This window comes from Vibrio sp. MMH1-50 (assembly GCF_022347645.1).
Classification (GTDB): Bacteria; Pseudomonadota; Gammaproteobacteria; order Enterobacterales; family Vibrionaceae; genus Vibrio; species Vibrio harveyi.
In genome coordinates this window covers 96,575-121,598 of the sequence record NZ_JAKRGG010000015.1, presented here as the reverse complement: position 1 = coordinate 121,598, position 25,024 = coordinate 96,575, and the positions used below count along the sequence as shown (strand labels likewise).

Annotated in this window: 18 protein-coding genes; 9 read left to right on the top strand and 9 right to left on the bottom strand. The window is 46.6% G+C overall.

Annotation, left to right across the window (positions count from 1 at the left end; genetic code table 11):
• The 4 genes from MHO32_RS13450 to MHO32_RS13435 form a co-directional block, all read left to right on the top strand.
• Positions 1-6,716 (top strand): tandem-95 repeat protein (locus MHO32_RS13450; protein WP_239212442.1); only part of this gene is annotated, 6,716 nt, incomplete at its 5' end.
• A gap of 446 nt (positions 6,717-7,162) precedes the next feature.
• Positions 7,163-7,516, top strand: coding sequence for a hypothetical protein (locus MHO32_RS13445; RefSeq protein WP_047515489.1), 354 nt, complete (start codon positions 7,163-7,165; stop codon positions 7,514-7,516).
• A gap of 121 nt (positions 7,517-7,637) precedes the next feature.
• Positions 7,638-9,638 carry a HAMP domain-containing methyl-accepting chemotaxis protein gene (locus tag MHO32_RS13440; RefSeq protein WP_239212441.1) on the top strand — a complete coding sequence of 667 codons (2,001 nt, stop codon included), beginning with the start codon at positions 7,638-7,640 and terminating at the stop codon, positions 9,636-9,638.
• A gap of 299 nt (positions 9,639-9,937) precedes the next feature.
• Positions 9,938-10,417: a Dps family protein gene (locus MHO32_RS13435; protein ID WP_005388254.1), complete on the top strand. Its 480-nt coding sequence runs from the start codon at positions 9,938-9,940 to the stop codon at positions 10,415-10,417.
• A 108-nt stretch (positions 10,418-10,525) separates the two neighbouring features.
• On the opposite strand, the gene MHO32_RS13430 is transcribed toward MHO32_RS13435, so the two are convergent.
• Complete coding sequence (locus MHO32_RS13430) at positions 10,526-11,140, bottom strand: HAD family hydrolase (RefSeq protein ID WP_005442617.1); 615 nt, start codon at positions 11,138-11,140, stop codon at positions 10,526-10,528.
• Between the two features lie 124 nt (positions 11,141-11,264).
• On the opposite strand from MHO32_RS13430, the gene MHO32_RS13425 reads away from it, so the two are divergent.
• Positions 11,265-12,260 carry a S66 family peptidase gene (locus MHO32_RS13425; RefSeq protein WP_239212440.1) on the top strand — a complete coding sequence of 332 codons (996 nt, stop codon included), beginning with the start codon at positions 11,265-11,267 and terminating at the stop codon, positions 12,258-12,260.
• A 27-nt stretch (positions 12,261-12,287) separates the two neighbouring features.
• Here the strand turns inward: MHO32_RS13425 and MHO32_RS13420 are convergent, their stop codons facing one another.
• From MHO32_RS13420 to MHO32_RS13405, 4 genes are all read right to left on the bottom strand, one after another.
• A complete protein-coding gene (locus tag MHO32_RS13420) occupies positions 12,288-13,364 on the bottom strand; it encodes a PQQ-dependent sugar dehydrogenase (protein WP_239212439.1) in 1,077 nt (358 codons plus the stop codon).
• Between the two features lie 149 nt (positions 13,365-13,513).
• Entirely contained in the window at positions 13,514-14,662 is a 1,149-nt protein-coding gene (gene yiaY / locus MHO32_RS13415; RefSeq protein ID WP_005442614.1) for an L-threonine dehydrogenase, read from the bottom strand.
• A 334-nt stretch (positions 14,663-14,996) separates the two neighbouring features.
• Complete coding sequence (gene elbB / locus MHO32_RS13410; protein ID WP_005442612.1) at positions 14,997-15,647, bottom strand: isoprenoid biosynthesis glyoxalase ElbB; 651 nt, start codon at positions 15,645-15,647, stop codon at positions 14,997-14,999.
• A gap of 12 nt (positions 15,648-15,659) precedes the next feature.
• On the bottom strand, positions 15,660-15,806 hold the full coding sequence (locus tag MHO32_RS13405; RefSeq protein ID WP_005453721.1) for a hypothetical protein: 147 nt from the start codon (positions 15,804-15,806) through the stop codon (positions 15,660-15,662).
• 129 nt (positions 15,807-15,935) lie between these two features.
• On the opposite strand from MHO32_RS13405, the gene yddG reads away from it, so the two are divergent.
• Positions 15,936-16,838 (top strand): aromatic amino acid DMT transporter YddG, encoded by a 903-nt coding sequence (gene yddG, locus MHO32_RS13400; protein WP_239212438.1) that lies wholly within the window; start codon positions 15,936-15,938, stop codon positions 16,836-16,838.
• 121 nt (positions 16,839-16,959) lie between these two features.
• Here yddG and MHO32_RS13395 read toward each other — a convergent pair whose 3' ends face one another.
• Together MHO32_RS13395 and MHO32_RS13390 are read right to left on the bottom strand one after the other, a co-directional pair.
• Complete coding sequence (locus MHO32_RS13395; protein WP_050938438.1) at positions 16,960-17,853, bottom strand: cation diffusion facilitator family transporter; 894 nt, start codon at positions 17,851-17,853, stop codon at positions 16,960-16,962.
• Between the two features lie 174 nt (positions 17,854-18,027).
• Positions 18,028-18,906, bottom strand: a complete 879-nt coding sequence (locus MHO32_RS13390; RefSeq protein WP_239212437.1) for a LysR family transcriptional regulator — start codon at positions 18,904-18,906, stop codon at positions 18,028-18,030.
• Between the two features lie 49 nt (positions 18,907-18,955).
• Here MHO32_RS13390 and MHO32_RS13385 point away from each other — a divergent pair, with 49 nt between their 5' ends.
• A complete protein-coding gene (locus MHO32_RS13385) occupies positions 18,956-19,654 on the top strand; it encodes a class I SAM-dependent DNA methyltransferase (protein ID WP_239212436.1) in 699 nt (232 codons plus the stop codon).
• 63 nt (positions 19,655-19,717) lie between these two features.
• Here the strand turns inward: MHO32_RS13385 and MHO32_RS13380 are convergent, their stop codons facing one another.
• The gene (locus MHO32_RS13380) at positions 19,718-21,688 is read right to left on the bottom strand and encodes an acetoacetate--CoA ligase (protein WP_239212435.1); all 1,971 of its coding nucleotides are present in this window, start codon (positions 21,686-21,688) and stop codon (positions 19,718-19,720) included.
• Between the two features lie 221 nt (positions 21,689-21,909).
• Between MHO32_RS13380 and phhA the strand changes: the two genes are divergently transcribed.
• Together phhA and MHO32_RS13370 are read left to right on the top strand one after the other, a co-directional pair.
• Entirely contained in the window at positions 21,910-22,704 is a 795-nt protein-coding gene (phhA, locus tag MHO32_RS13375; protein ID WP_239212434.1) for a phenylalanine 4-monooxygenase, read from the top strand.
• Positions 22,694-23,032: a 4a-hydroxytetrahydrobiopterin dehydratase gene (locus MHO32_RS13370; protein WP_009704713.1), complete on the top strand. Its 339-nt coding sequence runs from the start codon at positions 22,694-22,696 to the stop codon at positions 23,030-23,032. Before phhA ends, MHO32_RS13370 begins: the two co-directional genes overlap by 11 nt.
• A gap of 95 nt (positions 23,033-23,127) precedes the next feature.
• Here the strand turns inward: MHO32_RS13370 and MHO32_RS13365 are convergent, their stop codons facing one another.
• Positions 23,128-24,897 carry a choice-of-anchor I family protein gene (locus tag MHO32_RS13365; RefSeq protein ID WP_239212432.1) on the bottom strand — a complete coding sequence of 590 codons (1,770 nt, stop codon included), beginning with the start codon at positions 24,895-24,897 and terminating at the stop codon, positions 23,128-23,130.
• Positions 24,898-25,024 lie beyond the last annotated feature (127 nt).

The window sequence follows — 25,024 nt, the reverse complement described above, 5'->3', positions numbered from 1 at the left end:
TTGATGTTCTGCCAATCAATGATGCTCCAGTATCGGGCAACTTGGCTTACAGTGTCGATGAAGACAATTCAATTACGCTTAGCCAAGAGCAGCTTCTTGTTCAAGCATCGGATGTAGAAGGGGACGCGCTAACCGCATCTAACCTAGTGGTTGACGGTGATGCAACGGTCACGGCAAACGATGATGGCAGCTTTACCATTACGCCTGACGCGAACTTCAATGGCGACATTGACATCACGTTCGACATCAACGATGGCACCGACACTATCGTTGCAACAGCTGACCTGACGGTTAATCCAGTTAACGACCTACCACAGCCAGAAGATCAAACGTTCACCATTGGTGAAGATGGCGTCTTGTTGTTCACTGATGAAGATCTGCTTGATGGCGCAACGGATATCGATGGCGATAATCTATCGGTTGAAGGTGTGAGCTACACTGGCGCAGATGGTGTCCTAACCGACAACGGTGACGGCACTTACAGCTTCGCGCCAAACGAGAACTTCAATGGCGACGTAAACTTTACCTTCGATGTCTCTGACGGCACGGATACCGTGACCGCAAATATTGACGTAAGCGTGACGCCAGAGAACGATCCACCGGTGGCAGGCAGCACGTCTTACACGGTGCATGAAGACAATTCGATCACCATCAGTAACGAACAACTATTGGCTAACTCATCTGACGTCGAAGGCGAAGTAGCAATCGACAGCGTCAGCTACAGCGGCGCAGATGGCGTGTTCCAAGACAATGGCGATGGTACTTACACCTTCTCGCCAAACGAGAACTTCAATGGTGAAGTGAGCCTAGATGTTGTCGTGGTAGATGAAGACGGTGCGACGGATTCAACCACCGCAGGTATTACGGTACTTGAGGTGAACGATCCACCAATTGCCGGCGCAACTAGCTACTCAGTGAACGAAGACGAGGTCATCACCATTAGCTCTGAGCAGCTATTGGCGAATGCTTCTGATGTTGAAGGTGACGTCGCGATTGATAGCGTAAGTTACAGCGGCTCCGACGGTATCTTTACCGATAACGGCGACGGTACATTCAGCTTCGCACCAAACGAAAACTTCAACGGTGATGTCAGCCTAGATGTTGTCGTGACCGATGAAGATGGTGCAACGGTAGCAACCAATGCAAACATTGATGTATTGCCAGTCAACGATGCTCCGGTATCAGGTGATTTGGCTTACAGCGTGGATGAAGATGGTTCTATCACTCTCAGCCAAGAGCAACTTCTTGCTCAAGCCGGCGACGTGGATGGTGATGACCTAACTGCATCCAACCTGACTGTTGACGGCAATGCGACCGTTGTTGCGAACGACGATGGTAGCTTCACCATTACGCCTGATGCAGACTTCAATGGTGACATTGATCTGAGCTTCGACATTACGGACGGTGATGCGACCATTCAAACGACTGCCGATCTGACTGTGAACCCAGTGAACGACTTACCAACGGTTGGTCAGCCACAGTTTGTTACGCAAGAAGACACCAGCTTCACCTTCACTGAAGAGCAACTGCTGCAAAATGCAGGTGATATCGATGGTGATAACCTAACCGTAGAAAACGTTGCTTCTGACAGTGGTACCTTGGTTGATAACGGTGATGGCACGTACACCTTCGCACCGAATGAAAACTTCGATGGCAACGTGAACGTGACGTTTGATGTCAACGATGGCACTGCAACGGTTCCTGCTGAAGCGAACATTGACGTTCAATCTGTGGTTGATATGCCAGAGCTTTCGATTGCTTCGGACTTGGTGATTGCTTCAGACAACTTCGAGTCTGGCTCGAACGGTTGGAACGCGAACACTGAGAGCTCACAAGGGTTCGAAACGGGCGATATGTTGGGTCGTATTGGTGGCACTGGCGGTGATGAAGCGGTCAGCAAAACCTACGATATCCCAAGCGATGTTAATGAAGTGAATATCTCGTTTAGCTTCTACGAAATCGATTCATGGGATGGCGAGTCGTTCCAAATCTTTGTCGGTGGAGAACAGCTAACGACGTTAGAGAACTCAGCGTTCCGTACTCAAGATGGTACGACAACGCTTTACGACTCTAACGGTAACGAAGTAGGTGAAGTTGTCCACGGCTCTTCACAAGGCGAAGGTTTCAGTGGTTGGAATGACCAAGCTCACCAAATCAACCTGACGGTTCCTGTCGAGGATGGTGAATTGCAACTTGGCTTCGGTTCAACCTTGAATCAAGACGTTTGGGATGAATCGTTTGGTATCGACAACATCGAAATCACGGTAGCGGACGCGGATTACCAAATCATTGGTACCGAAGATACGCCAGTGCCGCTTGATATCGATGCTGCGTTAACCGATACCGATGGTTCAGAAAACCTCTCTATCTTGATTGAAGATGTGCCAGAAGGCAGCTCACTATCAGCAGGTGTTGATAATGGCGACGGCACTTGGTCACTACAACCAGGCGAGCTAGAAGGGCTAGAGTTTATCCCGTCTGCGGACTTCAATGGCGACATGACGTTAACCGTGAACGCAATCTCTACAGATGTGGATACCGGAACCACGGCGACAGCGACGCAAGATGTGACAATTCATATCTCGCCAACCAATGATGCACCAGAAGTGACGGGTGATATCACTGCAGTCACTTCCGAAGACAACAGCATCACGCTGACTCAAGAACAGTTACTTGAGCATGCCGTTGATATCGATGGTGACGATCTGAGCGCAATCAACTTAAGCACCAATGATGAAAATGCAACGGTTGAAATGAACGAGGATGGCAGTTTCACCATTACTCCGAGCGAGAACTTCTACGGTGACATTGAGTTTAGTTACGATGTCACGGATGGCGAAGAAGTGGTTGCTGCTGGTCTCGATCTAACGGTAACACCAGTCAATGACGCACCAGAGCCACAAGATCAAGCGTTCACTGTGGGTGAGGACGGTCTTCTTACCTTCACCGATGCTGACCTGTTAACAGGCGCGACGGATGTAGAAGGTGACAACCTAACAGTTGAAGGCGTGACTTACACAGGTGCCGATGGTGTCCTAACCGATAATGGTGATGGCACTTACAGCTTCGCACCGAATGAGAACTTCAATGGCGACGTGAACTTTACGTTCGATGTGTCAGACGGTACGGATACAACCTCTGCCAACATTGATGTGAGTGTGACGCCAGAGAACGATCCACCGGTGGCAGGCAGCACGTCTTACACAGTACATGAAGACAACTCGATCACCATCAGTGACGAGCAACTACTGGCTAATTCGTCTGATATTGAAGGCGATGTAGACATCAGTAGTGTGACTTACAGTGGTAACGCTGGTGTGTTCCAAGACAATGGTGATGGTACGTACACCTTCTCTCCAAACGAGAACTTCAATGGCGAGGTCAGCCTAGACGTTGTGGTTGTCGATGAAGAGGGTGCGACAGACTCAACCACTGCGGGTATCACAGTACTTGAGGTGAACGATCCACCAATCGCAGGTGCGACAAGTTACTCTGTCAATGAAGACGAAGTCATTATCTTCACGGAAGAGCAACTGCTTGCGCAATCAAGCGATGTGGAAGGTGACGTGAGCCTAGAAAGCGTCTCTTACAGTGGTAGCGACGGCATTCTAACGGCGAATGACGATGGCACTTACAGCTTCGCACCAAATGAAAACTTCAACGGTGGCATAAGCCTAGACGTAGTCGTCGCTGATGAAGACGGTGCAACTGCGACAACCAACGCGAACATTGATGTATTGCCAGTCAACGATGCTCCGGTATCTGGCGACTTGGCTTACAGCGTCGATGAAGACGGTTCAATCACATTGAGTCAAGAGCAGTTACTGGCTCAAGCGGGTGACGTAGACAGCGATAATCTAGAAGCGGTGAACTTAACCGCGGTAGCCAATGCAACCGTTGTTGAGAACCAAGATGGTAGCTTTACGATTACGCCTGATGCGAACTTCAATGGCGATATCGACCTAAGCTTCGACTTGATTGATAACGATGGTGCGAGCGTGGAAGTGGGCGTCGACCTAACGGTGAACCCAATTAACGATGCGCCGCAATCAACGCCAGTGAATATTGCTGGCACCGAAGATACCACCATTCTTATCACGCAGGACATGTTGCTTGCTAACGCGACAGACATCGACAACACCTACGACGAACTGTCTGCTGTCGACTTAGTGATTGATGAGCAATACGGTGACTTGCTAGACAACGGTGATGGTACTTGGTCATTCACTCCGGCTGAAAACTTCAATGGTGATGTGCCAATGTCGTTCGGCGTCAGCGATGGTGATTTAGTTACGCCGGTTGAAGGCAATCTAAACATCGAAGCGGTTAACGATGCACCGGAAGCGCCAACCATCCAGATGCAAGGCGAAGAAGATGTGGTCATGGTGATTGACCCAGCTTACATCGCTGATCAAGTTACGGATCTTGATGGTGACGAAATCAGCGTAGAAAGCATCACGGTTCGTGCTCCTGCAAACGCGACATTAACTCAGCAGCCAGATGGTATGTACCACTTGGTAACCACTCAAGACTTCAATGGTTTGGTGGAACTGGGCTACACCGCGACGGATGGTGAAGAAGTGGTTGAAGGCTCGTTGAATGTGGATGTTATTCCAGTCAACGATGCTCCATTCAATGTGGGTAATGCCTTTATGGCAACCGACGAGGGTGGCGCATTCACCTTCGACGCTGGCGACCTGATGAACTTGTTCGGCGACATCGATACTGAAAACCTAGTCGTATCACGCATTATCACCGCAGAAGGTGAAGATGGTGGTGAGGTAACAGAAAACGGTGATGGTACTTGGACATTCAGACCGACTGGCGATTTTGCAGGGGTTTCTGACTTGCAAGTTGTGGTAAGTGATGGTGAGTTTGAAACAGTACTTGATGTGCCAGTGTTTGTTCGCCCTGTTGCGGATGGCGCAGTCATCACAACCGACCATGATGGTCCGTTAGTGTTCGGTGAGGACGAAACGGGTCACCTAGGCTTGAATGTCGGTCTAATCGACGATTCAGAAACGCTAAGTAACCTAGTGATGACTGGTTTCCCTGTTGGCTTCGAAGTTACGGATGGTGTGAACACCATTACCATCACGGAACCGGGTCAATACATCGACTTGAACGAGTGGGATATCTCAGACCTGCAAATGACGCCTCCGGCTGACTTTAATGGCGAGTTCTTCGTAACCGTGACCGCAACAACGGTGGATTACGGTGACGAGCCAGAAGAGTTCGAAGATGGCATCGATTCAGGTGACTTCGAAACCCTAGCGGGTGAACCCGTTATCCTAACCGCTGATGACCTAATCGGATTGGCAGAGAACGTAGATGCTGATGCGGGTGATGAAGTGAAATTCGTTCACCTAGCTGATCGCAGCCAAGGTGAGATTGTCGATAACGGTGATGGCACATGGACATTCAATCCAGCACCAGGCTTTACGGGTGAAGCGGATATCGCTTATGTGATTGATAAAGACGGTGTGCTTCATGATGAGCAAACGGGTGTGGTCGTGAAAGAAGACGCACCACAAGATAATGCTTCTCCAGAAATCGACAGCATTTCTACCACAGAAATGGCTGTGGATGGCACCTTGTCGTTCACCAATGATGACATGCTATCGACCTTGAGCGATGCAGAAGGCGACAGCTTGAGCATTGAGTCAGTGAGCCTAATGGAAGGTCAAGGTGTGATAGAGACCGATAACCAAGGTAACTACCAATTCACACCAGCAGAAGGCTACACCGGAGATGTTCAAGTTGGCTTCATTGCAACTGACGGTGAAAACCGCATTGAGAGCTTCTTTAATGTCGACATCCAAGGTGAAGGTGAAACCACAACCAGCGAAGGCTACGCACTGGCTGATGATGGTTCACTAACACTCACGGAAGCACAGTTGACTGATGAGCTTGGCATTAGCCCTTCAGCAGAAGTGTTGGATGTCGCCGATGCAAACGATGCTGGTTTTTTCGCGAAATCAGGTGATGAAGAGTGGACGTACTGGCCGAACGATGACTTCGATGGCAATTTGGCTATGGATGTTCAGGTCAACGACAACGGTGAAGTATCGACTCAGAATCTGAGCATCCAAGTTGCGGACGATTCAGCGCAAAGCGACAAGCCACAAATCCAAACTGCTCAAGCATCATCAGAGCAGCAAGTCGGCGAAGCGCAGCAGCCTGAAGAGCAAGCAGCAAACGGTGCAGACAGTGAAGAGGAGAGCGCAGCTGATGTGACTGCAGCACCAGGCGATACCATTTCTATCTCGGTTCCAGATGAGGTCAGCGGTAACGAATCGGTGGATTATGCAGAAATGTCCGGTCTACCTGATGGCGCATCGGTAAGCAACGCACTGGATAATGGCGATGGCAGCTTCACATTAAGTGGCAACCTGAACCAACCAGTATCGGTTGAACTACCAGAGGGTTACGAAGGTACGAGCGAAATCCAATTCCAAGGTTATGACGAATTGGGCAGCGCAGTAGAAGGTGCGAGTGGCACAGTTGAAGTTGAAGTCGATGATCAATACACCATGCAAGGTTCTGCTCAAGATCAGCAACCAGATATGGCGGGTATGGAATCTGGCGGCAGTGACTGGACAAGTGCGGGAGGTCAAGATCAAGGTGTTGACTTCACGGATGACTCTGGCAGCTTCGACTCGGATACTCAAACGGGTACTGACCAAGGCAACGATTTCGATCAAAGCTCAATGTAACCAGTCCTAGACTAGGGCAGTGTCATTGCTGCCCAAACCAAAGCCATGCAGAGCTTACTTTGCATGGTTTTTTGTCGGATTTCTTTCTATGAGCTGTAGAAAAAACTTGGAAATTGAAAAAAGTATTCTTAGTTAGTTTATACCCAAGTAACCTCGAGATGTTAGGTTCAGCGAGAATGGCTTGGTTTGTAGACGCGGCGGCGATTTAAAGGTCTAGTGGGTCTAAATCAAGAATCGACAACAAAGTATACAAACCAAGACAGCTCGCCCTTCGGGAGCGTGTCATTGACTCGCTTCTTTATTGAATCAATGGCTGTGTCAAACAACTTGGAAAGAGCTGACTATTACGCTGCGTTGTTTTCCTTGACCCCGAACCAATGACAACGCTCTGAATCCTGCATCTTGAAGTCACTTGGGTATAAGAGTCATTTACAAGGAGGAGCGACATGTACCGTTATGTTAGTTCGCCAAAAGCATCGAAGTACATAGTGCCACCACCACAGCATCGTGAGTTGTCGAGTATCGATGTGCCGGAGTCAGAACTAGAGATGCGTGAAATTCTGAACAATTGGTTTGCCGATGGATTGGCGCCCATCATTCAGAATGAAGATAATTACATTTCTGCTAATGAGCAACAGCGCTTTGAGCAGCTCAGCCGTACGGTGGGCGTGCTACTGCGTAATAAAGATTACTACTTCGCCACCAAGCGGATTCTCTCGTTGTGGGAGCAAGACTGCTTAGAAACCACTTACATTAATTATCTGATTTTACGTAGTGAGCGCATACCATACTTCGAATAAGTCCCATTTCTTGGCTTGAAATAGTGGTTTACATGGTTTTCTTAGTAACTTTTGATACCCGTATTTAACATTTTTGTAAACATCGTTATATTTAAGGCTCATCGTTGTCAGGAGTTTATGGATGAACCTTACGATATCAGGGAAGTTGCAGCTCAGTTTTGTGCTGCTAGCCGTACTTTTTATGGCATCAGCGGTATTCACGTATTGCAACGTCACCACCGTAGAGCAATACGCCTCTTCATTACTTAAATCCGATTTACCGACCGTCGACACCAGTCGCGGTATCCAACAGTCCGTTCAAGCGTCGCTGTCTTCTATTCGAGCCTACATGTTGCTAGGTGGCGATGAAGAAGCGAGCGCACGTCTGAGTGAGGACGTGCGCAATATCATGGCATCTACAGACGAGTCGCTTCCAACGTTGCAGGCTTTGATCTCTGAACAGGATTTTCAAGCGATTCAAAGCCAGTGGGATGCGGTCAAAGTCTCTTTGAACAAGCTGATTGAACTTAGCCACAGTGACGAGAACTTACCCGCGCACAACCTCTTTATTAACGAAGCGGCACCCATTGCAGAAGTGGCACTTGACCAGCTTCAAAGCTTAATCAATGAAGAGTCGGGAAATCCATTTGGTGGAGACAGAAAGCGTCTGTTTAAAGTCTATGCCGACAGCTATACCTCCCTCGCCAATGCACTGTCTGCTTTGCGAGATTTCCTGTTATACGGGCAGCAAGATCATCTGGACAAATACCACGACTTGATTAAATACCACAATCAGTCTGTGGCGGAAATTGACAGTAAACTCGACAGACTGACTGATAACGACCAATCACTGTGGTCACTGTTTAAGGAAATGCAGCAACTGTACTTTCCTTTAGCAGAGCAGGTAATTGCATTGCGTCAATCGCCAGAGTGGAACGAATCAAACTTGTTAATGGCGAATGAACTGTTGCCAGCAGCGGATGCCCTAGACCAAAGTTTAGAAACGATCGTGTTGGCTCAGCAAAGTCGTGCTGATAAAAGCGGACAGGGTATCAATCAGTCGATCAAGAACGTACTCACCACTATGTTGATTGCAGCGGCATTGGTTTTGTTTGCCGCAGTAGCGATTTCAAAATATATGGGCAATACCATTGGTCGTCGAGTGAAAAACTTATCGGAGCGAGCAAAGACGATCGCTTCAGGGGACGTTTCTCAGCCCCCGCTGACTGTTGTTGGGAAAGATGAATTGGCAGACCTAACCGATTCGATTAACCGCATGAACCAATCGTTAGCGAGCATCGTGGCAGGGGTGAGCGAGAAAGCGCATCAAGTGGATACCAGCATGGGGGCTTTGTTGGAATCGGCGCAAGTCACCTCATCGAATGTAGAACAGCAACAAACCAGCATTGTTGAAATGGGAAGCCAATTGGATGAAATCGCTTTAGCCGCGCGTAACACTCTAGATCAAGCCAATCAATCGGTGCAGAAGCTTTCTGATTCAAAAGGCGAGATTGAACAAGGTCGCGATGCTTTAGAGCAAAACAAAGTCACCATGGAAAGCTTGCATGGCAGCATTGAAACCGCGAGTACGCAAGTGACGCAGTTAAGCAAAGAGAGCGAAGCCATTGGTCGAGTGACGGAAGTAATTGAAGGTTTGGCAGAACAAACTAACTTACTGGCACTGAATGCCGCGATAGAAGCGGCGCGTGCGGGTGACCAAGGACGAGGCTTTGCGGTTGTGGCGGACGAAGTACGCATGTTAGCGACGCGCACTACTCAATCGACGACAGAAATCAACGGCATCATTAATGCGATTCAACGCTCGACCAATTCGGTGGTTGAGGAGATTGAACACAGTCAATCACTTGCGGAGCAGGGCGCTGAGCACATTGAAAAAGCGGTAACTCGTTTGCTCGTCACTACTGAAAAAATTGGTTCTTTGAATGAACAAATGGCAGAACTTGCGGCAGCGGCAGAGCAGCAATCTCATGCGACCGACTCGATCACTGGATTGATGTCCGGTATTACTCAATCAGTGGATGAGGTTTCGAATAACAGCCAACGTGCATCAGAGACATCATTGCAAGTAAAAGAGCAAGTTACCGAGCTGAATCAACAGATGGCAACTTTTAAAACGGCGTAGATAAGGTTTACGTCTGTTCATCTACTTTTGAACGTTAACCAAATAGTAAAAAAGCCCAATCCTTTTTACACAAAAAGGGTTGGGGCTTTTTGTTGGATAATACGCCGATATTCGTCTACTTGCTCATTGGATTTGGCTATTTAAATCATAGCTAAAACCAAATTCTCTTCACCGAGCCGGAGTCGTAATATGACTCCATCGGCAGCAAATACTGCAAAAGAATTTTTAAACTTTATACCAATCTCAGTAAGAGAATCGTTCGTTACTACGATTGGTATCATCCTTCTAGGAGCAAGATTATGAACAAACAAGTAAGCCTAATTGGTCTAGACAGCGAACAATCAGCACAACTAGCTCAACAGTTAAATCAACTGCTAGCGCATTACCAAGTGTTGTACATGAACTCTCGCGGTTACCACTGGAACATTAAAGGTGCGCAATTCTTCGAACTGCACGTAAAATTTGAAGAGATCTACACGGATCTACAAACAAAAATCGATGAGCTTGCAGAGCGTATTCTAACTTTGGGTCATACGCCAGCGCACGCATTCAGCAACTACTTGGAAGCAAGTGAAATTAAAGAACATCAAAACGCGACTTCTGGTGAGGAGTGTGTACAAGGTCTGGTTCAAGGCTTTAGCGTTCTACTTCTAAAACAGCGTGAGATTCTACAAAACGCGGGTGAAGCAGATGACGAAGGTACAGCGGCATTGATGGGTGACTACATCCGTGAGCAAGAAAAATTAATGTGGATGCTTAACGCTTACCTACAAGGCTAAGCAGCGTATCACCCAAGTAGTCCTTGGGAACGCATGAAACAATCGGGAATAAGTCATAAGGGGCACGTTGGTGCCCCTTTTTTTGTTTGCGTATTTTATATGTGTGCTTTATTTACGTGGTAAGGATTCGAAATGGCTCAATAAATCACTGAGTTCATTAAGCGCCAACGAGGCTGAATCATTGAAGGTTTCTTGATTACCGTGATGAACAAGGCAAGAGGGCATCTGAGCGTTATACGCTGCCTGCAAGTCGTAAAGGTAATCGCCGACATAAAGCACTTCATCCGGCATCAAACGCCACTCTTTCGCCAACACCTGCAAAGACAATGGATCTGGCTTGGGCGGGAAGCATTCACGAGTGATGACTCGCTCCACAGAGATTTGGTTGTGCTCTAGTTTGCGCTGCGTGGCGATTTGGCAGTTGCGTGTCACGATAGCGGTTTTGATTTCATTTTGATGCAAGTGGGCGAGCAATTCATGGCAGCCAATCATTGGAGCAGACTGCTCAGCATCAGAAATCTCGTAATCAAATATCACGTTATGAGCGTGCTCTCGATGATGAGGATGCTCAAGTGCGTCGACAAAATCCAATAGATCTTCACTCTGCGGACAACCTAGCTGTTGTCGCAATTCGCCGAAGTTCATATCAGAACTCACCAAGGTGTTGTCTAAATCAAACACCACGGCTTTAATTTTATCGAGCTGTAAAGGGAATGGAATCATAATGACCTCGTACAACTTAACCGAACTATCGTTTTAAAAAACAAAAGGTTATTGTTAAGTTTAGATTCTTCTGCTTAGATTGTACGAAAATAAATCAACCATGTATCACAAAACAAGGACGCGCATGATTATTCCTAAACCATTACAAAAAGGCGACACCATCGGCTTTTTCTCGCCATCCTCCCCAGCCACGGTATTTGCGCCAGCGCGTTTTGAGCGTGCTAAAGCGTACGTGGAATCTCATGGTTACCAGCTAAAAGCAGGCAGCTTAACGGGCAAAACTGACCAATATCGCTCGGGTTCGATTCAAGAGCGAGTAGAAGAATTGAATGCGTTGATTCGCGATCCTGAAGTGCGCTGTATTATGTCGACCATTGGCGGTTACAACAGTAACTCTTTGCTGCCTTACATTGATTACGAGGCATTGAAGAAAGATCCTAAGATCATTGTTGGCTATTCGGATGTGACAGCTTTGCTTATGGGCATTTACGCACAAACTGGCATCGTCACTTTCTATGGTCCTGCTTTGGTGGCATCTCTGGGTGAATTCCCGCCATTGGTGGACGAGACCTTCGCTTCGTTCGAATCGATAGTGAATACATTAGGTGGCTTGGAGCATCAATACGCAATGCCTCAAGGGTGGACAGATGAATGGATAGAGTGGGGCGAACAAGACCGCGCAAAGCAAACCTTGCAAAACCAGTGGCACTTCAAAGGTGAAGGCAAGATCACAGGGCGTTTGATTGGAGGCAACCTCAATACCATGACGGGTATCTGGGCAAGTGAGTTTATGCCGAGTATCGAACAAGGCGATATTTTGCTGGTGGAAGATTGTTTGCAGGGCATTGAAACGGTCGAACGCTCTTTTGCGCTGCTCAAGCTTTCTGGCGTGTTTGATAAAGTTGGTGCGGTTGTGCTCGGTAAGCATGAAAAGTTCAACGATAAAGGCACAGGACGAGCACCTATAGACGTGTTATTAGAAGTACTTAACGGTCAACAACTGTCGATTTTGTATGACTTTGATAGCTGTCATACCCACCCAATGCTCACCGTTCCATTGGGCTCGACCATGACGCTCGATTTTGACAATGAAACGGTAGCAGTGAGCTTAAAGAGCTAGCTTTTTTGACTAGCTCGTCAGAGAAAACTATTTCTCCTCAAGACGAAAGATTTTGCCGCTGTCGGTAGAAAAATAGATATAGCCATCGGGGCTGATGGTTATATCTCTTACTCGCTCACCAAGATTCTCCATCAATCTTTTTGATTCGGTGAGCTTGCCATTCTCAATAGAAACCACGTTGATGTGCGCCAGTTTCAATGCACCGGCGAGGATTTTTCCGTCCAACTCTGGGTATTTATCGCCACGGTACAAAATCATATTGCTGGGTGCGATAGAAGGGATGTATACCAACTTTGGATCTTCCATTCCCGGTAACGACTTAGCTTCACCAACGTCCAACGGTCCCCAATATTCTTTACCATGAGAGACTTTTGCCCAGCCGTAGTTCGCGCCTCTCTTGATTAGATTAATTTCATCGCCGCCGCGTGGTCCATGTTCAATCGACCACAGCTGTTTTGTTGCTTCGTCGTAAAACATGCCTTGTGGGTTGCGGTGCCCGTAACTCCATATCTCAGGACGAGCTTCGGAAGGTTTAAATGGGTTGTCTTGTGGAACCGAACCATCAAGGTTAAGGCGCAGAATACTGCCAGCATGGGTTTGAGTGTCTTGCCCATTATCACGTTCGCCACGGTCACCGATTGAGAAGTAAACTTTGTCGTCAATAAATGAAATTCGACTGCCGTAGTGACGCCCTGTGTCGGTGATGGCATCAGCAACAAAGAGATCTTTCCAGCCCACAAGCTGATTGTTTTGCAATTGCGCTGTCGCTAACGCCACCGTATTGCCTTTGCTCGTGCGCTTGCTGTAGGTAAAGAAGAGTTGCGGATTTTGCGTATCGGCATTCGGTGCGAGCGCGACATCCAATAAGCCAGCTTGCCCACTGGTATTCACATCGGGAACGTTAAACAGCTTTTGAGGTTTGCCTGTGGTGATATCCAGCAACGAAACCGTACCGTTCTTTTCATTGACGATTACGCGTTGGCTATCTAAGAACTCGATCCCCCAAGGGATCTGAAATCCATTCGCCACTTCGTTAGCGCGGTATTCGGCAGCGTTGGCAGAAAAGGATAAACAAGCGAGTAGGGCAGCAGCAATCGTTCTCATGGTTCCTTCCAATATGAATCGTATTAATGCTTAAAAGCTAACACTAAAAGAGAACGTTTTGCAGAGCATGGATTGTATAAGAATGTAAAAAATCCCCGATACGAGATCGGGGATTGAATTAAGGCTAGAGAATTGTTTATGTAGCGAGATTACATCGCTTCTTCGAAGATCTTAGAGATTTCTTCGTGAGTTGCTTGTTTAGGGTTAGTGAAACCACAAGCGTCTTTCAGTGCGTTGTCTGCTAGTGTTGGGATGTCTTCTAGTTTCGCACCAAGCTCTTTGATACCTGCTGGGATACCCACATCTTTCGCTAGAGTAACGATAGCGTCGATTGCTGCCGCTGCACCTGCTTCAGCAGACATGCCTTCTACGTTTACACCCATTGCTTTTGCTACATCACGTAGACGCTCAGGACATACTTGCGCGTTGTAGCGCTGTACGTGAGGTAGAAGAATCGCGTTACAAACACCGTGTGGAAGGTCGTAGAAACCACCAAGTTGGTGTGCCATTGCGTGTACGTAACCTAGAGACGCGTTGTTGAACGCCATACCCGCCATGAACTGTGCGTATGCCATTTGTTCACGAGCTTCTAGATCTTCACCGTTTTTCACTGCTGTACGTAGGTACGCTTGGATAAGCTCAATCGCTTTGATTGCTACCGCATCAGTGATAGGTGTTGCCGCGATAGATACGTAAGCTTCAATCGCGTGAGTTAGGGCATCCATACCTGTTGCCGCAGTTAGCGAAGCAGGTTTAGCTAGCATTAGCTCTGGATCATTTACAGAGATAAGCGGTGTTGTGTGCTTATCAACGATAGCCATCTTAATGTGACGCTCTTCGTCAGTGATGATGCAGAAACGCGTCATTTCAGATGCAGTACCCGCAGTCGTGTTGATTGCGATAAGTGGCATCATTGGTTTTGCAGATTGGTCTACGCCTTCGTAATCTGCGATTTTGCCGCCGTTAGAAGCAACAAGCGCGATACCTTTCGCACAGTCGTGTGGTGAACCGCCGCCTAGAGAGATAACGAAGTCACACTCGTTATCAGTAAGAAGTGCTAAGCCGTCGTTAACGTTGCTGATAGTAGGGTTTGGTTGAGTGCCATCGAACACAACAGTTGCTACGTCGCGTTCTGTTAGTAGATCTTGAACCTGCTTTACTACACCGATTTGGTTAAGAATCTTATCCGTAACAATCAAACCTTTTTTAAAGCCTTGAGATTGGATGCTGTCTGCTGCGTCTTTCAAACAACCAGCGCCCATTAGGTTTACAGTAGGGATAAAAAATGCACTTGTCATATAACATTGCTCCGTCGTTATTTTTAATAATCTTTCTTAATCTGTCATTTACTCTTGCATACCTGACGAAGTTTCCTATTTGATCTAGCGCAATTTTACCCCCTAAGTAGTAGTGTTAAGAGTTAAAGTGTGAAATGGATCTTGTTGCACACCCTGTTGGTGCAACATTAAAGCAACAGATAGGAAATGATTTATTTATTACGCAAACGATTGGTAAAAATAACAAGTTTCGTACGGTTTATCTCTCAATTAGACTAAAGTATAAAAAATCCCCATTAATATGTAGTCTATCAATGGGGATTGGAATGGTGTGTTTTAAGCAAACGTTTTCTATTTAGGCGATTTTAACTAACTTATCTACTAGTTTTTCAATGCCTGACGCGGCTTGGGAGATATTCTCCGCTAACATATAAGCTGGTGTTGAAAGTACGTTGTGTTTTTCATCGAAATGGATTTCATCCACCTGACAATTGACGTGCTCCCCCCCCATATGACCGAATGCTGCTGCAGTGGCTTCATCGTTACCAATTGTGCCTTTTACACCTTGATCGTAAATCATAGGGATAATAGTTGGTGCGATGCATAAATAACCTGCAGGTTTGCCCGCTTGAGCGAATGCACGACACGCTTGGGCAACGTGAGTATTAATCGAACACTCCGCACCCGAAACGGCGAAGTCGGTTAAGTTTTTCGCGGCACCAAATCCACCTGGAAGTAGTAGGGCATCGTATTCATCAACGTTAAGTTTGGCGACATCGTCAATGTTTCCGCGAGCGATACGAGCTGATTCGATCAAGACGTTGCGTGTTTCATCCATTTCGTCACCAGTTAGGTGGTTGATGACGTGGAGTTGGTCAATGTTAGGTGCAAAGCAGTGCCAAGTTGCACCTGCCTTCTCGATGGCGTAGAGCGCCAATACTGCTTCGTGGATCTCAGAACCGTCGTAAACGCCTGAACCACTTAAAATGACTGCGACTTTTTTCATGATTGGATTCCTTTACTCTGAACGTTCCTTAGATTGTTCTTCACTATCTAGACCATGCGTTTCCGAATGTGTTTCAACGTTTTCACTCTCGTCGTCTTCTTCATAGTAGCGCACAACAAACGGTGTCAGCATGACACTCGAAGGCAGAAAATGTTTCATATCGACTCCAACCGCTTAATAGAGTGGTTTTTATACCGATTTTGGAAAAAGAGTACGTTGAAGCGGATCATTTTTGAGTTAAGCTGCAGTTTCCTTTGGCATTCATGAGCAGTAGGTCACATAGATAACATGCAATCCTATCAGTTTCGTTTCACCCTTTATGGTTGTATCGCCATTCTCTCTTGGAGCTGTTTGCTAGGCATCGCAAGATTGGTGACAGAAAGTTTGGGATCCGTGGGTGGATCAGCCATGCTGTATTCTCTGAGCTCCATTTTTCTGTTGATTGTGGTTGGCATCCCAAAACTGTCGTATTTCTCACCCAAGTATTTAGTTCTGGGTGGAGCGATGTTTGTTTGCTACGAGATCTTCCTCGCGCTGGCATTGGGCTACTCCAATTCTCGTTCTCAGGCGATTGAAGTCTCGATCGTCAATTATCTATGGCCGGCACTAACCGTTTTGTTTGCGGTATTGGGCAGTAACAAAAAGCCGAACTGGTTACTGTACCCAGCAGTTATGTTGGCATTCATTGGTGTCGCGTGGACGGTCAGTGGTGATAGCGGTTTATCACCGACGCAGTTAGTGGCGAACATCAGTAGCAATCCGATTGTTTACTTCATGGCATTTGCAGGCGCAGTCATCTGGGCTATGTATTGCAATCTGACTCAAAGACAACAATCGAAGCACAACGCGATTACTTTGTTTTTTATCGCGACAGCCATCTCTTTGTGGATTAAATACGCCTTTACTGATGAGCCGCCAATGGCATTCAGCTGGCAAGCGATGGGGTACTTAGTGGCTTCTGCAGCTTTAATGGCGGGTGGTTACGGATTGTGGAACATCGCGATTGTGGGCGGCAATATGGTGTTTCTCGCAACCTTGTCTTACTTTACGCCGATTTTTTCTGCTCTGTTTTCCTCTCTTATTCTAGGCGTCACTCTAAGCCACAGCTTCTGGCAAGGAGTCGTAATGGTAACGGTTGGTTCGCTGATGTGTTGGCTGGTCACCAAAGAGAAGCGCGAAGCGGCGGGATGAACGCTGGTATAGAAATATGTAGAGCACGCTTGAGTGTCTTTCAGGTTCAAATCAAAGCAAGAAAAAAGCTCCCGAGATTGGGAGCTTTTCTTTTGAGTTCTAATGATTGTTTGGTGGCGCTCTAATAAGCGACGTTCAAGTTCAGTTGAAGCTTGAATCTGTGCTTCGATAGTCGCTTAGTAAGTTGCTTACGAGTGTGTTCTAGCGTATCAAGCTCTAGCGTGTCGTCATCCACATGCACGTCCACATTTACTCGCAGTTCTTGACCAACTTTAGTTACGCCAGCCAGTTTCAATTGGTGCTCAGTCACTTTTTCAATCTCAAGAACGTCTTTACCAACGCTCTGACACAACTCTTTGCTTGGTGTCATCATTAACAGTTCGCGTAGGGCACCAACTAGCATATCAAATGGTACTTTAAGGAAGTAGAAGCCCATCAAGACCATCATCATAGGGTCTGCATAGACCGCGTAGTGTGCGTATGGTGTTAGTGATACCAACCATGCAGCGATAAAACCAACCGTTACTGCCACGCTTAACAACGTATCCATTTGCCATTGTTTTTTCTCGGCTTCGATCAAACCTGATGAGAAACGACGACTTTTCTTCGCCATAAACCACCAAGCGTAACCACAACCAATCACGTTAACGACACCGAAGATGGTTGCGATGGAAGCGTCTACTTCACGACCGCCTGTCATCAACGCGGTTACCGCTGAAAATAATGAGAAAGAAACCACCACTAAAATAACAGCGGCTTTAATAGCGATAACGATAGGTTCAAGTACAGCTTTGCCGAAAGGAAAAATAGATTTTGATGGCTTGCTGATGTAGTAAGAAGCTGCCAGTGACAATAAAGTTAACAGCAGACTGACTAGAGAATAAACACCGTCAAAAACGATGACGATCGACCCAACAAGCAAGCCAAGTACCATCCCTCCAATTGCAAACCCAGATGCTAAAAGGGCTGAGAAGGTTAGGATACGGTTTTCGTTTTTGCTTGTCCTGTCACACATAAAAGATGCCTTAAATTATTACACCCTTACATTCTTCTCCTTAGGGCAAATTTAAGCAAATGAAAACTGTGTGACATTTAAACGATAAAATGTTGATTTTGAATTATGCCCTTATTTTCAATGACTTAATGTTGAATTTTACTGTCAATATAATTGACGCTCACTGCAATATGTTTAGAAGTCGAATAAATACTCGCTTAACTTATCGGCCAACCAACTCATTGCAGGGTGCTCTGTTTGTCCATTTGGTACGAACATACAGTAGTCTTCTTGCGTCAAACCATAGGTGTGTTTGATCACCGCAAGTTTCTGATGTCTCAAGTAATGTCGGATCAATGGCTCTGGTAATACGCCCCATGCATCTTCTTCTAAAATAGTGTTCAGCATGTAGTCAAAACTGGAGAAGCCAATGTATCGAGTAGAAAAGGGTTGTAGCTCGGGGTTGTCTTTCTCATTCAAATACACCATCAAAGCTTGCATCTGGTTACGCAAATCTTCATCGGTGACGCGACGCATTTTGCTGAGTTGGTGATCGAAGCTACAGACCGACATCATACGAATTTTACCAAGTGGATTGTAAACGATGTGTGGGTCATCCACGCGCTCGTAATCAACACCAAATGCAAAATCGACCTGTTGAGTACTGACCAAATTAGCTAAGTCACCACTGGAAGCGAGAATCAGGTTGAATGTGGTGGAAGGGAAGCGATTGTTCAGAGTATGCGAGAGCTCTTGCCAAAGTTCGTCTGGCAGCGAGTCATCACGTGCCACCCAGACCTCAGCGTTGAAGCCGTCAGAAACTTGAGCGCAGGTCTTTTTGATTCGTTGTGTGGTTACGAGCAGGTTTTCGCAGTCTTTGAAGATGGCTTTCCCCGCTTCCGAGAGCGTTAGTTGATTGCCTGTGCGAGTGAATAGCTCGACGTCTAAGTCTTTCTCAAGCGCTTTAATTGCCATACTGAGTTTGGTGCGGTTGCAATCGAGTTGACGCGCAGCCTCCGATACGGAGCCATATTCGGCGATGGTACAAAAAGCTTCGACTTGAGTTAAGTTCATGATTAAAAAAGACCTAAACTAAAAAGATGAGAATCGACAACGTAGATGAATGAGCGTACTGACGCTTAGAAAGATTATCGAAAAAAACACGGATTCGCCAGATAAGTCTATGGTGTTTTGGCGTTTTTGCGGTAATCTATGGGGGTTACAAGAAGTGAACATGGAGGCCACGATGGCACAAGATTGGGACGGCTTAGCAAAGAATTGGGAATCTAACCCAGCAACAGATCAATTTGCTCAGTCGGTGTTTGCACAGTTACAACAGCTTACTCAGCTTGATGGCATTAAAGTATTGGATTTTGGATGTGGGACAGGGCAGTTAAGCCAACTATTGTCGCCATCCGCAAAAGAGATTGTGGCGCTGGATGCATCTGAAGCCATGATTGAAGAGCTTGATAAGAAAGAGCTAGAGAATGTAGAACCGGTTGTTGACGCATTGACGCGTGGTCTAGTCGCTCAGCACCCAGCATTCCGTGGTCAGTTTGACCTAGTTGTTGCTTCTTCAGTGCTGGCGTTCATCGAAGATTACGAAACGTCTCTAGAGATTGCTCACTCGTTACTTAACGCTGGTGGTCACTTCGTGCATTTTGACTGGATCGCAGATTCATCAAAAGAAGGCTTCACGCTCGCGAAATCAGAAAACGCACTTATCAAAGCCGGCTTTACTGAGGTAGAAACGAAGAAGGTCTTCGAAATCACATCAGACGGTCACACAATGTCAGTATTAATGGGTGTAGGTCGCCGTTAATCTCCGACAAAGAACATAAGAAAAGCGAGCTGTTTAGCTCGCTTTTTTGTTTTATTTGATTCGCTAGACAAAGGTGAATTGTCGAATTTCTTCTAAAACGTCCGGGTTCGCAATCGCACCTAAGTTCTCGACTTCCTTACCATTTATGACTTGTTTGACTGCAAGTTCTACCAACTTTCCTGAGCGCGTTTTAGGAATATCGCTGATAGCGAATATTTGGTTTGGCACGTGCCTTGGCGAGCAGGACGTTTTGAGACGCGACTTAATCTCTGATACTAATCCGTCATCTAACGTGACACCAGAAACGGTCTGCACAAACAGCCAGATTTGCTCATTGCGATCGACCTCTTTACCTACAGCGATAGAATCGACGATACCTTCAATAGCGTTTACTTGCTGATAAATCTCCGCAGTGCCGATACGCACGCCTCCTGGATTCAACAATGCATCGCTACGACCGTAAAAAACGAATCCACCTTTGGTGCTGCGCTCGACATCATCACCGTGATGCCAGATATCATCGAACTTGTCCCAGTAAGCGTTGTGGTAGCGCTCCCCTGTATCGTTCCAAAAGCCGACAGGGAAGTTAGGCATGGAATTGACACAGACGAGCTCACCGCGTTGTTCACTCACGCTTTGACCTTGCGAGTCAAACACTTGAACATCAATCCCCAAGCCAGCGTACTGGCACTCACCACGATAAACAGGCGAGATAGGGTTGCCTAATACAAAGCAGCCACAGATGTCTGTTCCGCCTGAAATAGAAGCCAAGTGCAAATCTTGCTTGATTCGTTGATACACGTAGTCAAACTGCTCTGGATAAAGCACTGAGCCCGTAGAGCACAAGGTTCTCAAAGCTGGGAGTGAGTAATCTTTGATAGGTGACAATCCGGCTTTTTCTATCGCTTCTAGATACTTGGCGGCAGTACCAAAGAGACTTACTTCTGCTCGCTGGGCTAAATCCCATAATACGTAAGGTGCTGGGTAAACCGGGCTACCATCGAAAATCACCAAGCACGCGCCACTTGCTAGAGCAGATACGTGCCAGTTCCACATCATCCAACCACAAGTTGTGTAGTAAAAGACGCGGTCTTTAGGCTGAATATCTGAATGAAGTTGATGTTCTTTAAGATGATTAAGAATCGTACCGCCAACAGAATGCACGATGCACTTAGGCTTGCCCGTCGTGCCAGAGGAATAAAGCACAAACAGCGGGCTATTGAATTCCACGCGAGTGTAATGCAACGGAGCTGGGGAATACTGATTAATGATGTTTTGCCAATCGTGAGTACAAACATCGCATTCGAACACATGCGGTTTGAGGTAACCGATCTGGCACACTTGTTTCAGTCCATCGAGATGATCCGCGATGTGGTGGTTCTTCTCCGACATATCGAAGGTTTTTCCATTAAAGGTATAACCATCGCAGGTAAAGAGAACCTTTGGCTTCACTTGCCCGAAGCGCTCAATAACGCTTTCTACGCCAAAATCAGGGGAGGTGGACGTCCAAGTCGCGCCTAAGCTGGTGGTGGCTAGCATTGCAATAACGGTTTGTGGCATATGTGGTAAATAACCTGCAACCACATCACCTTGCTTGATGCCACATTCGACTAACCATTGCTGAACGCTCGAGACCTCATCACAAAGCTGTTTCCATGTGTAAATCTGTTTGTCACCGTGCTCGTTTTCAAACCAAATCGCCAGCTCATCCGCTTGTTGCTCTGCCAAACTGAGCAGGTTTTCCGCATAGTTAACTTGAGCTTGAGGGAACCACACGGCATCTCGATTTTGCATTGGTGATTGCCAACGGCTTTCACCTTGCGCTTTAACGGTATCGCCTTGCGTGCCAATTAGGTCGCAAAACTGCCAAACCTCTTTCCAGAAATACTCATTATGCTCCAAAGACCATTGGTGCAAATCAGAGTAGTTTTTGAGCTCGAAACCCTGCCGATTAATGTGCTCGATAAACTGCGTGATATTGGCTTGCTCGATTCGATCTTCCGTCGGCTGCCAGACTTTGTTGCTCTCGCGCATAGCTCCCTCTATAACAAAGTTTTAACGTTTTTAGTCTGAGGTGAACCAGAAATAAAGTCAAACTCGTTGGAGAAACTGGCTCCTTATGTATATCAATGCGTTAGGTGTTAATGTAAAGAAAATGTTACACCTGAATTTTGAGTGGAAAATGGTCAGGGGATTGGAAGGACAAAAGAGTGTAGATAGGCTTAATGTAAAGGATTTGTTAACGGAGATGTGCAATGACTCAGTATCATTCAAAACCCGTCGATCAGGATGGAAGGGTAGAATGGAGCCATGAAGAGGATGCCATTTGGCGCGACTTGGTAACAAGACAAATGAGCGTGATTCAAGACCGTGCATGTAGCGCTTATCTGCATGGACTCAAGCTACTCGATTTACCTCATGACCGCGTGCCACAACTGCCCGAAATCAATCGTGTCTTGATGGAAACAACGGGCTGGCAAGTGGAGCCAGTCCCTGCGTTGATCGACTTTGATCGTTTCTTCAATTTGCTTGGCAATAAACGCTTCCCTGTTGCGACATTCTTGAGAACGCGAGAAGAATTTGATTACCTACAAGAGCCAGATTTCTTCCATGAGATTTTTGGTCATTGCGCCATGCTCACCAACCCTGATTTTGCCGCCTTTACCGAGCACTACGGACAACTTGGACAAGCTGCGACACCGAAGCAGCGAGGGTACCTTGCACGTCTATATTGGTTTACAGTCGAGTTCGGCTTGGTTCAAGAGGGTAACAAAACCAAGATCTACGGTGGCGGCATCCTTTCATCTCCGGGAGAAACCATCTATTCATTGGAAAGCGACATCGCGATTAGAGACGAGTTTGACCTGCAAACTGTGCTAAGAACCCCTTATCGCATCGATATCATGCAGCCGAAATATTACGTGATTGAAGATTTGGCCCAGCTTTTCCAAATTAGCCAACTGAATTTATTGAAACAAGCCGATCTAGCGATTGAAGCCGGATTGCTTCCACCACTTTTTGAACCAAAGGAACCTGCTCATGTTGAATGAACAAAAATGCGAAGCTTGTAGTATCGATGCCATTGCACTTAGTAAAGAGGAACAACAGTCTTTGCTGCTGCAATTGTCTGATTGGCAGATCATTGAAAGAGATGAGATTCCTCAACTTGAGAAGGTCTATAAGTTTAAGAACTTCAAACAAGCGTGGGCGTTTAGCAACAAGATAGCTGAGCTTGCAGAAGATGAATTCCATCACCCATCTATCTTGCTGGAGTGGGGCAAAGTGACCATCACGTGGTGGAGCCATTCTATTAAAGGTCTGCATAAGAACGACTTTATCTGTGCTTCGAAGTGCGATGCATTGGTGATTGAGGAATAGAGCTGAGTGATTATGTTCACTCGTTATAAACAAAAAACGCCCGGACTTAAGTTCGGGCGCTTTACTTTTAATTTTGTTCTCTTGAAGAGTGGGTATTAAAGCTCAATTCGAAACACAGATGTCGTACCTGATACTTCATTACCCACTGCGATAAAGTGTTGTCCGTTACGAACAAAGTAGTTGATTGACTCTGGCGCCAAATCACCTGCTTTTGGATTATAAGTGTCGTTCGCACATTCGCCATCTTCCACTTCTGTACAAACGGGCTGGTTATAATCACGACGGTTTACGTAATGCATGAACTGCGCTTGTTTCGGGTCTGTGATGTCATAAATCATGATGCCACCTTGGCGCTCCAAACCGATGAACGCATAATGACGACCATTGATTTGTGCTACTTCAATCGCTTCTGGCTCAATGCCTTTGTCGTCGCTGCGGTCATCGCCACTGTCATTGCTATCGTTGGTGCTGTTGAAGTTCTTACCTTCATTCATTAATGCGATTGTCGCGAAATCGTCACCACTATCGAAAACCAACTCACCGTTTTCATCCCAAATAGAGAATGAACGTGCGCCAAAGGCTTGAACATTGTCTTGCGCAGAAAGCGTTTGTTCAGGCTTAATCACTTTTAGACGCGCGAGTTGCTTGTTATCTTTTAGTGCCTCTGCCAGCGGGTGATCTGGTGCGACTTTTAGCTTCTTACCGCGCACCTCATCAACATGGCTTAAACAGGTGCCTTGCTCAGAAGTATATTCATCTGTACCGAGGTAATCGTCTTCATCCCACTTGAAGCCCGCTTGGTCACATAGAGCTTGTGTTGTTTTGAAGCCATACTCACGACCGTCACCTTCGTTGGCAGAGAGGATGTAAGTTTTACCGTTTACCGAGTAGCTGTCGAGGGTATCTGGCATGTACAGACCAACCAGTTGAGGGTAGCTCTTAAAGTTGCCAGTGATTTTGTCTTTGTTAGAAGCATCCAGTTTTGAGTCCGACCAAGATTTCTCGCCTAGACCGACAATTTTCTCTACCGATTTGCTTTCTGGGTTTACGATTGCCATTGCATTGTTCTCTTGCAGTGCAACGTAGATTTTTCCGTTGTCAGCAAAGGTGAGGTATTCCGGTTCTAGATCTTGCGCCACCGTGGCATTTGGACCTGAGATTCGAACATCAGCAGGTAACTCAGGCTTACGTGCACCATCAAACTCATTGAAACCAATCTGCGTGACTTCTGCTTGGTTTACGCCTTGGCTTAAATCGATCAATGTGATGCTGCCCTCTGGATCGACACTGTAATCACCATTTGGCTCACCTTCGTTTGCTGTCGCAATGTATCTGCCATCTTTTGAGAAGCCAACCATGTCTGGCAATGCGCCAGTAGGGAAGGTGGTGATAAGCGACAAATCATCCGAGCGGTACAAGCCAACAATGCCATTCGCCTGCTTATTGCTGTTTTCAATCGCTACAGCGACTAAACCATTAAAGACTGCAACGCTGTTTGCCGCGCCAATTTCAACGCCTGCCGCTTCGCCTGCGCTGTTGAGATCAATGAATGCAGTTTGCGTTGGTGCGCCGTTGTCATCCATAGAAAGCACATCGACACGCTTTGCTTGAGCGTTGACCACGTAAAGCTTGTCAGTACAAGCATCATATTGAACGATTTCTGCTGCCGATGTATCGAATGGTGCGTCAGCGATAGACGTTCCCATAAAGGTCAAACCTTGGATGGATGTCTCCCCAGTAACAGGTGCTACCGATGCTTTACATTGGGCTGCAAACGAAGAGAGAGAATCGTCAGGTTGAGATGAACATGCGATGGCAAGTGAAGATAATGCCAATACGCCTATTGCCTTAAATGGGGTGGTCATGATATTTCCTTATTAAGCAGATACAATGTTGCTCAATGCACCTAAATTAGATATCTATTCATTCACTACAACAGTGAGGAATAGTGCATTGATTGATGTGTTATGAGGGGCTGTTGATCTTTCGCGG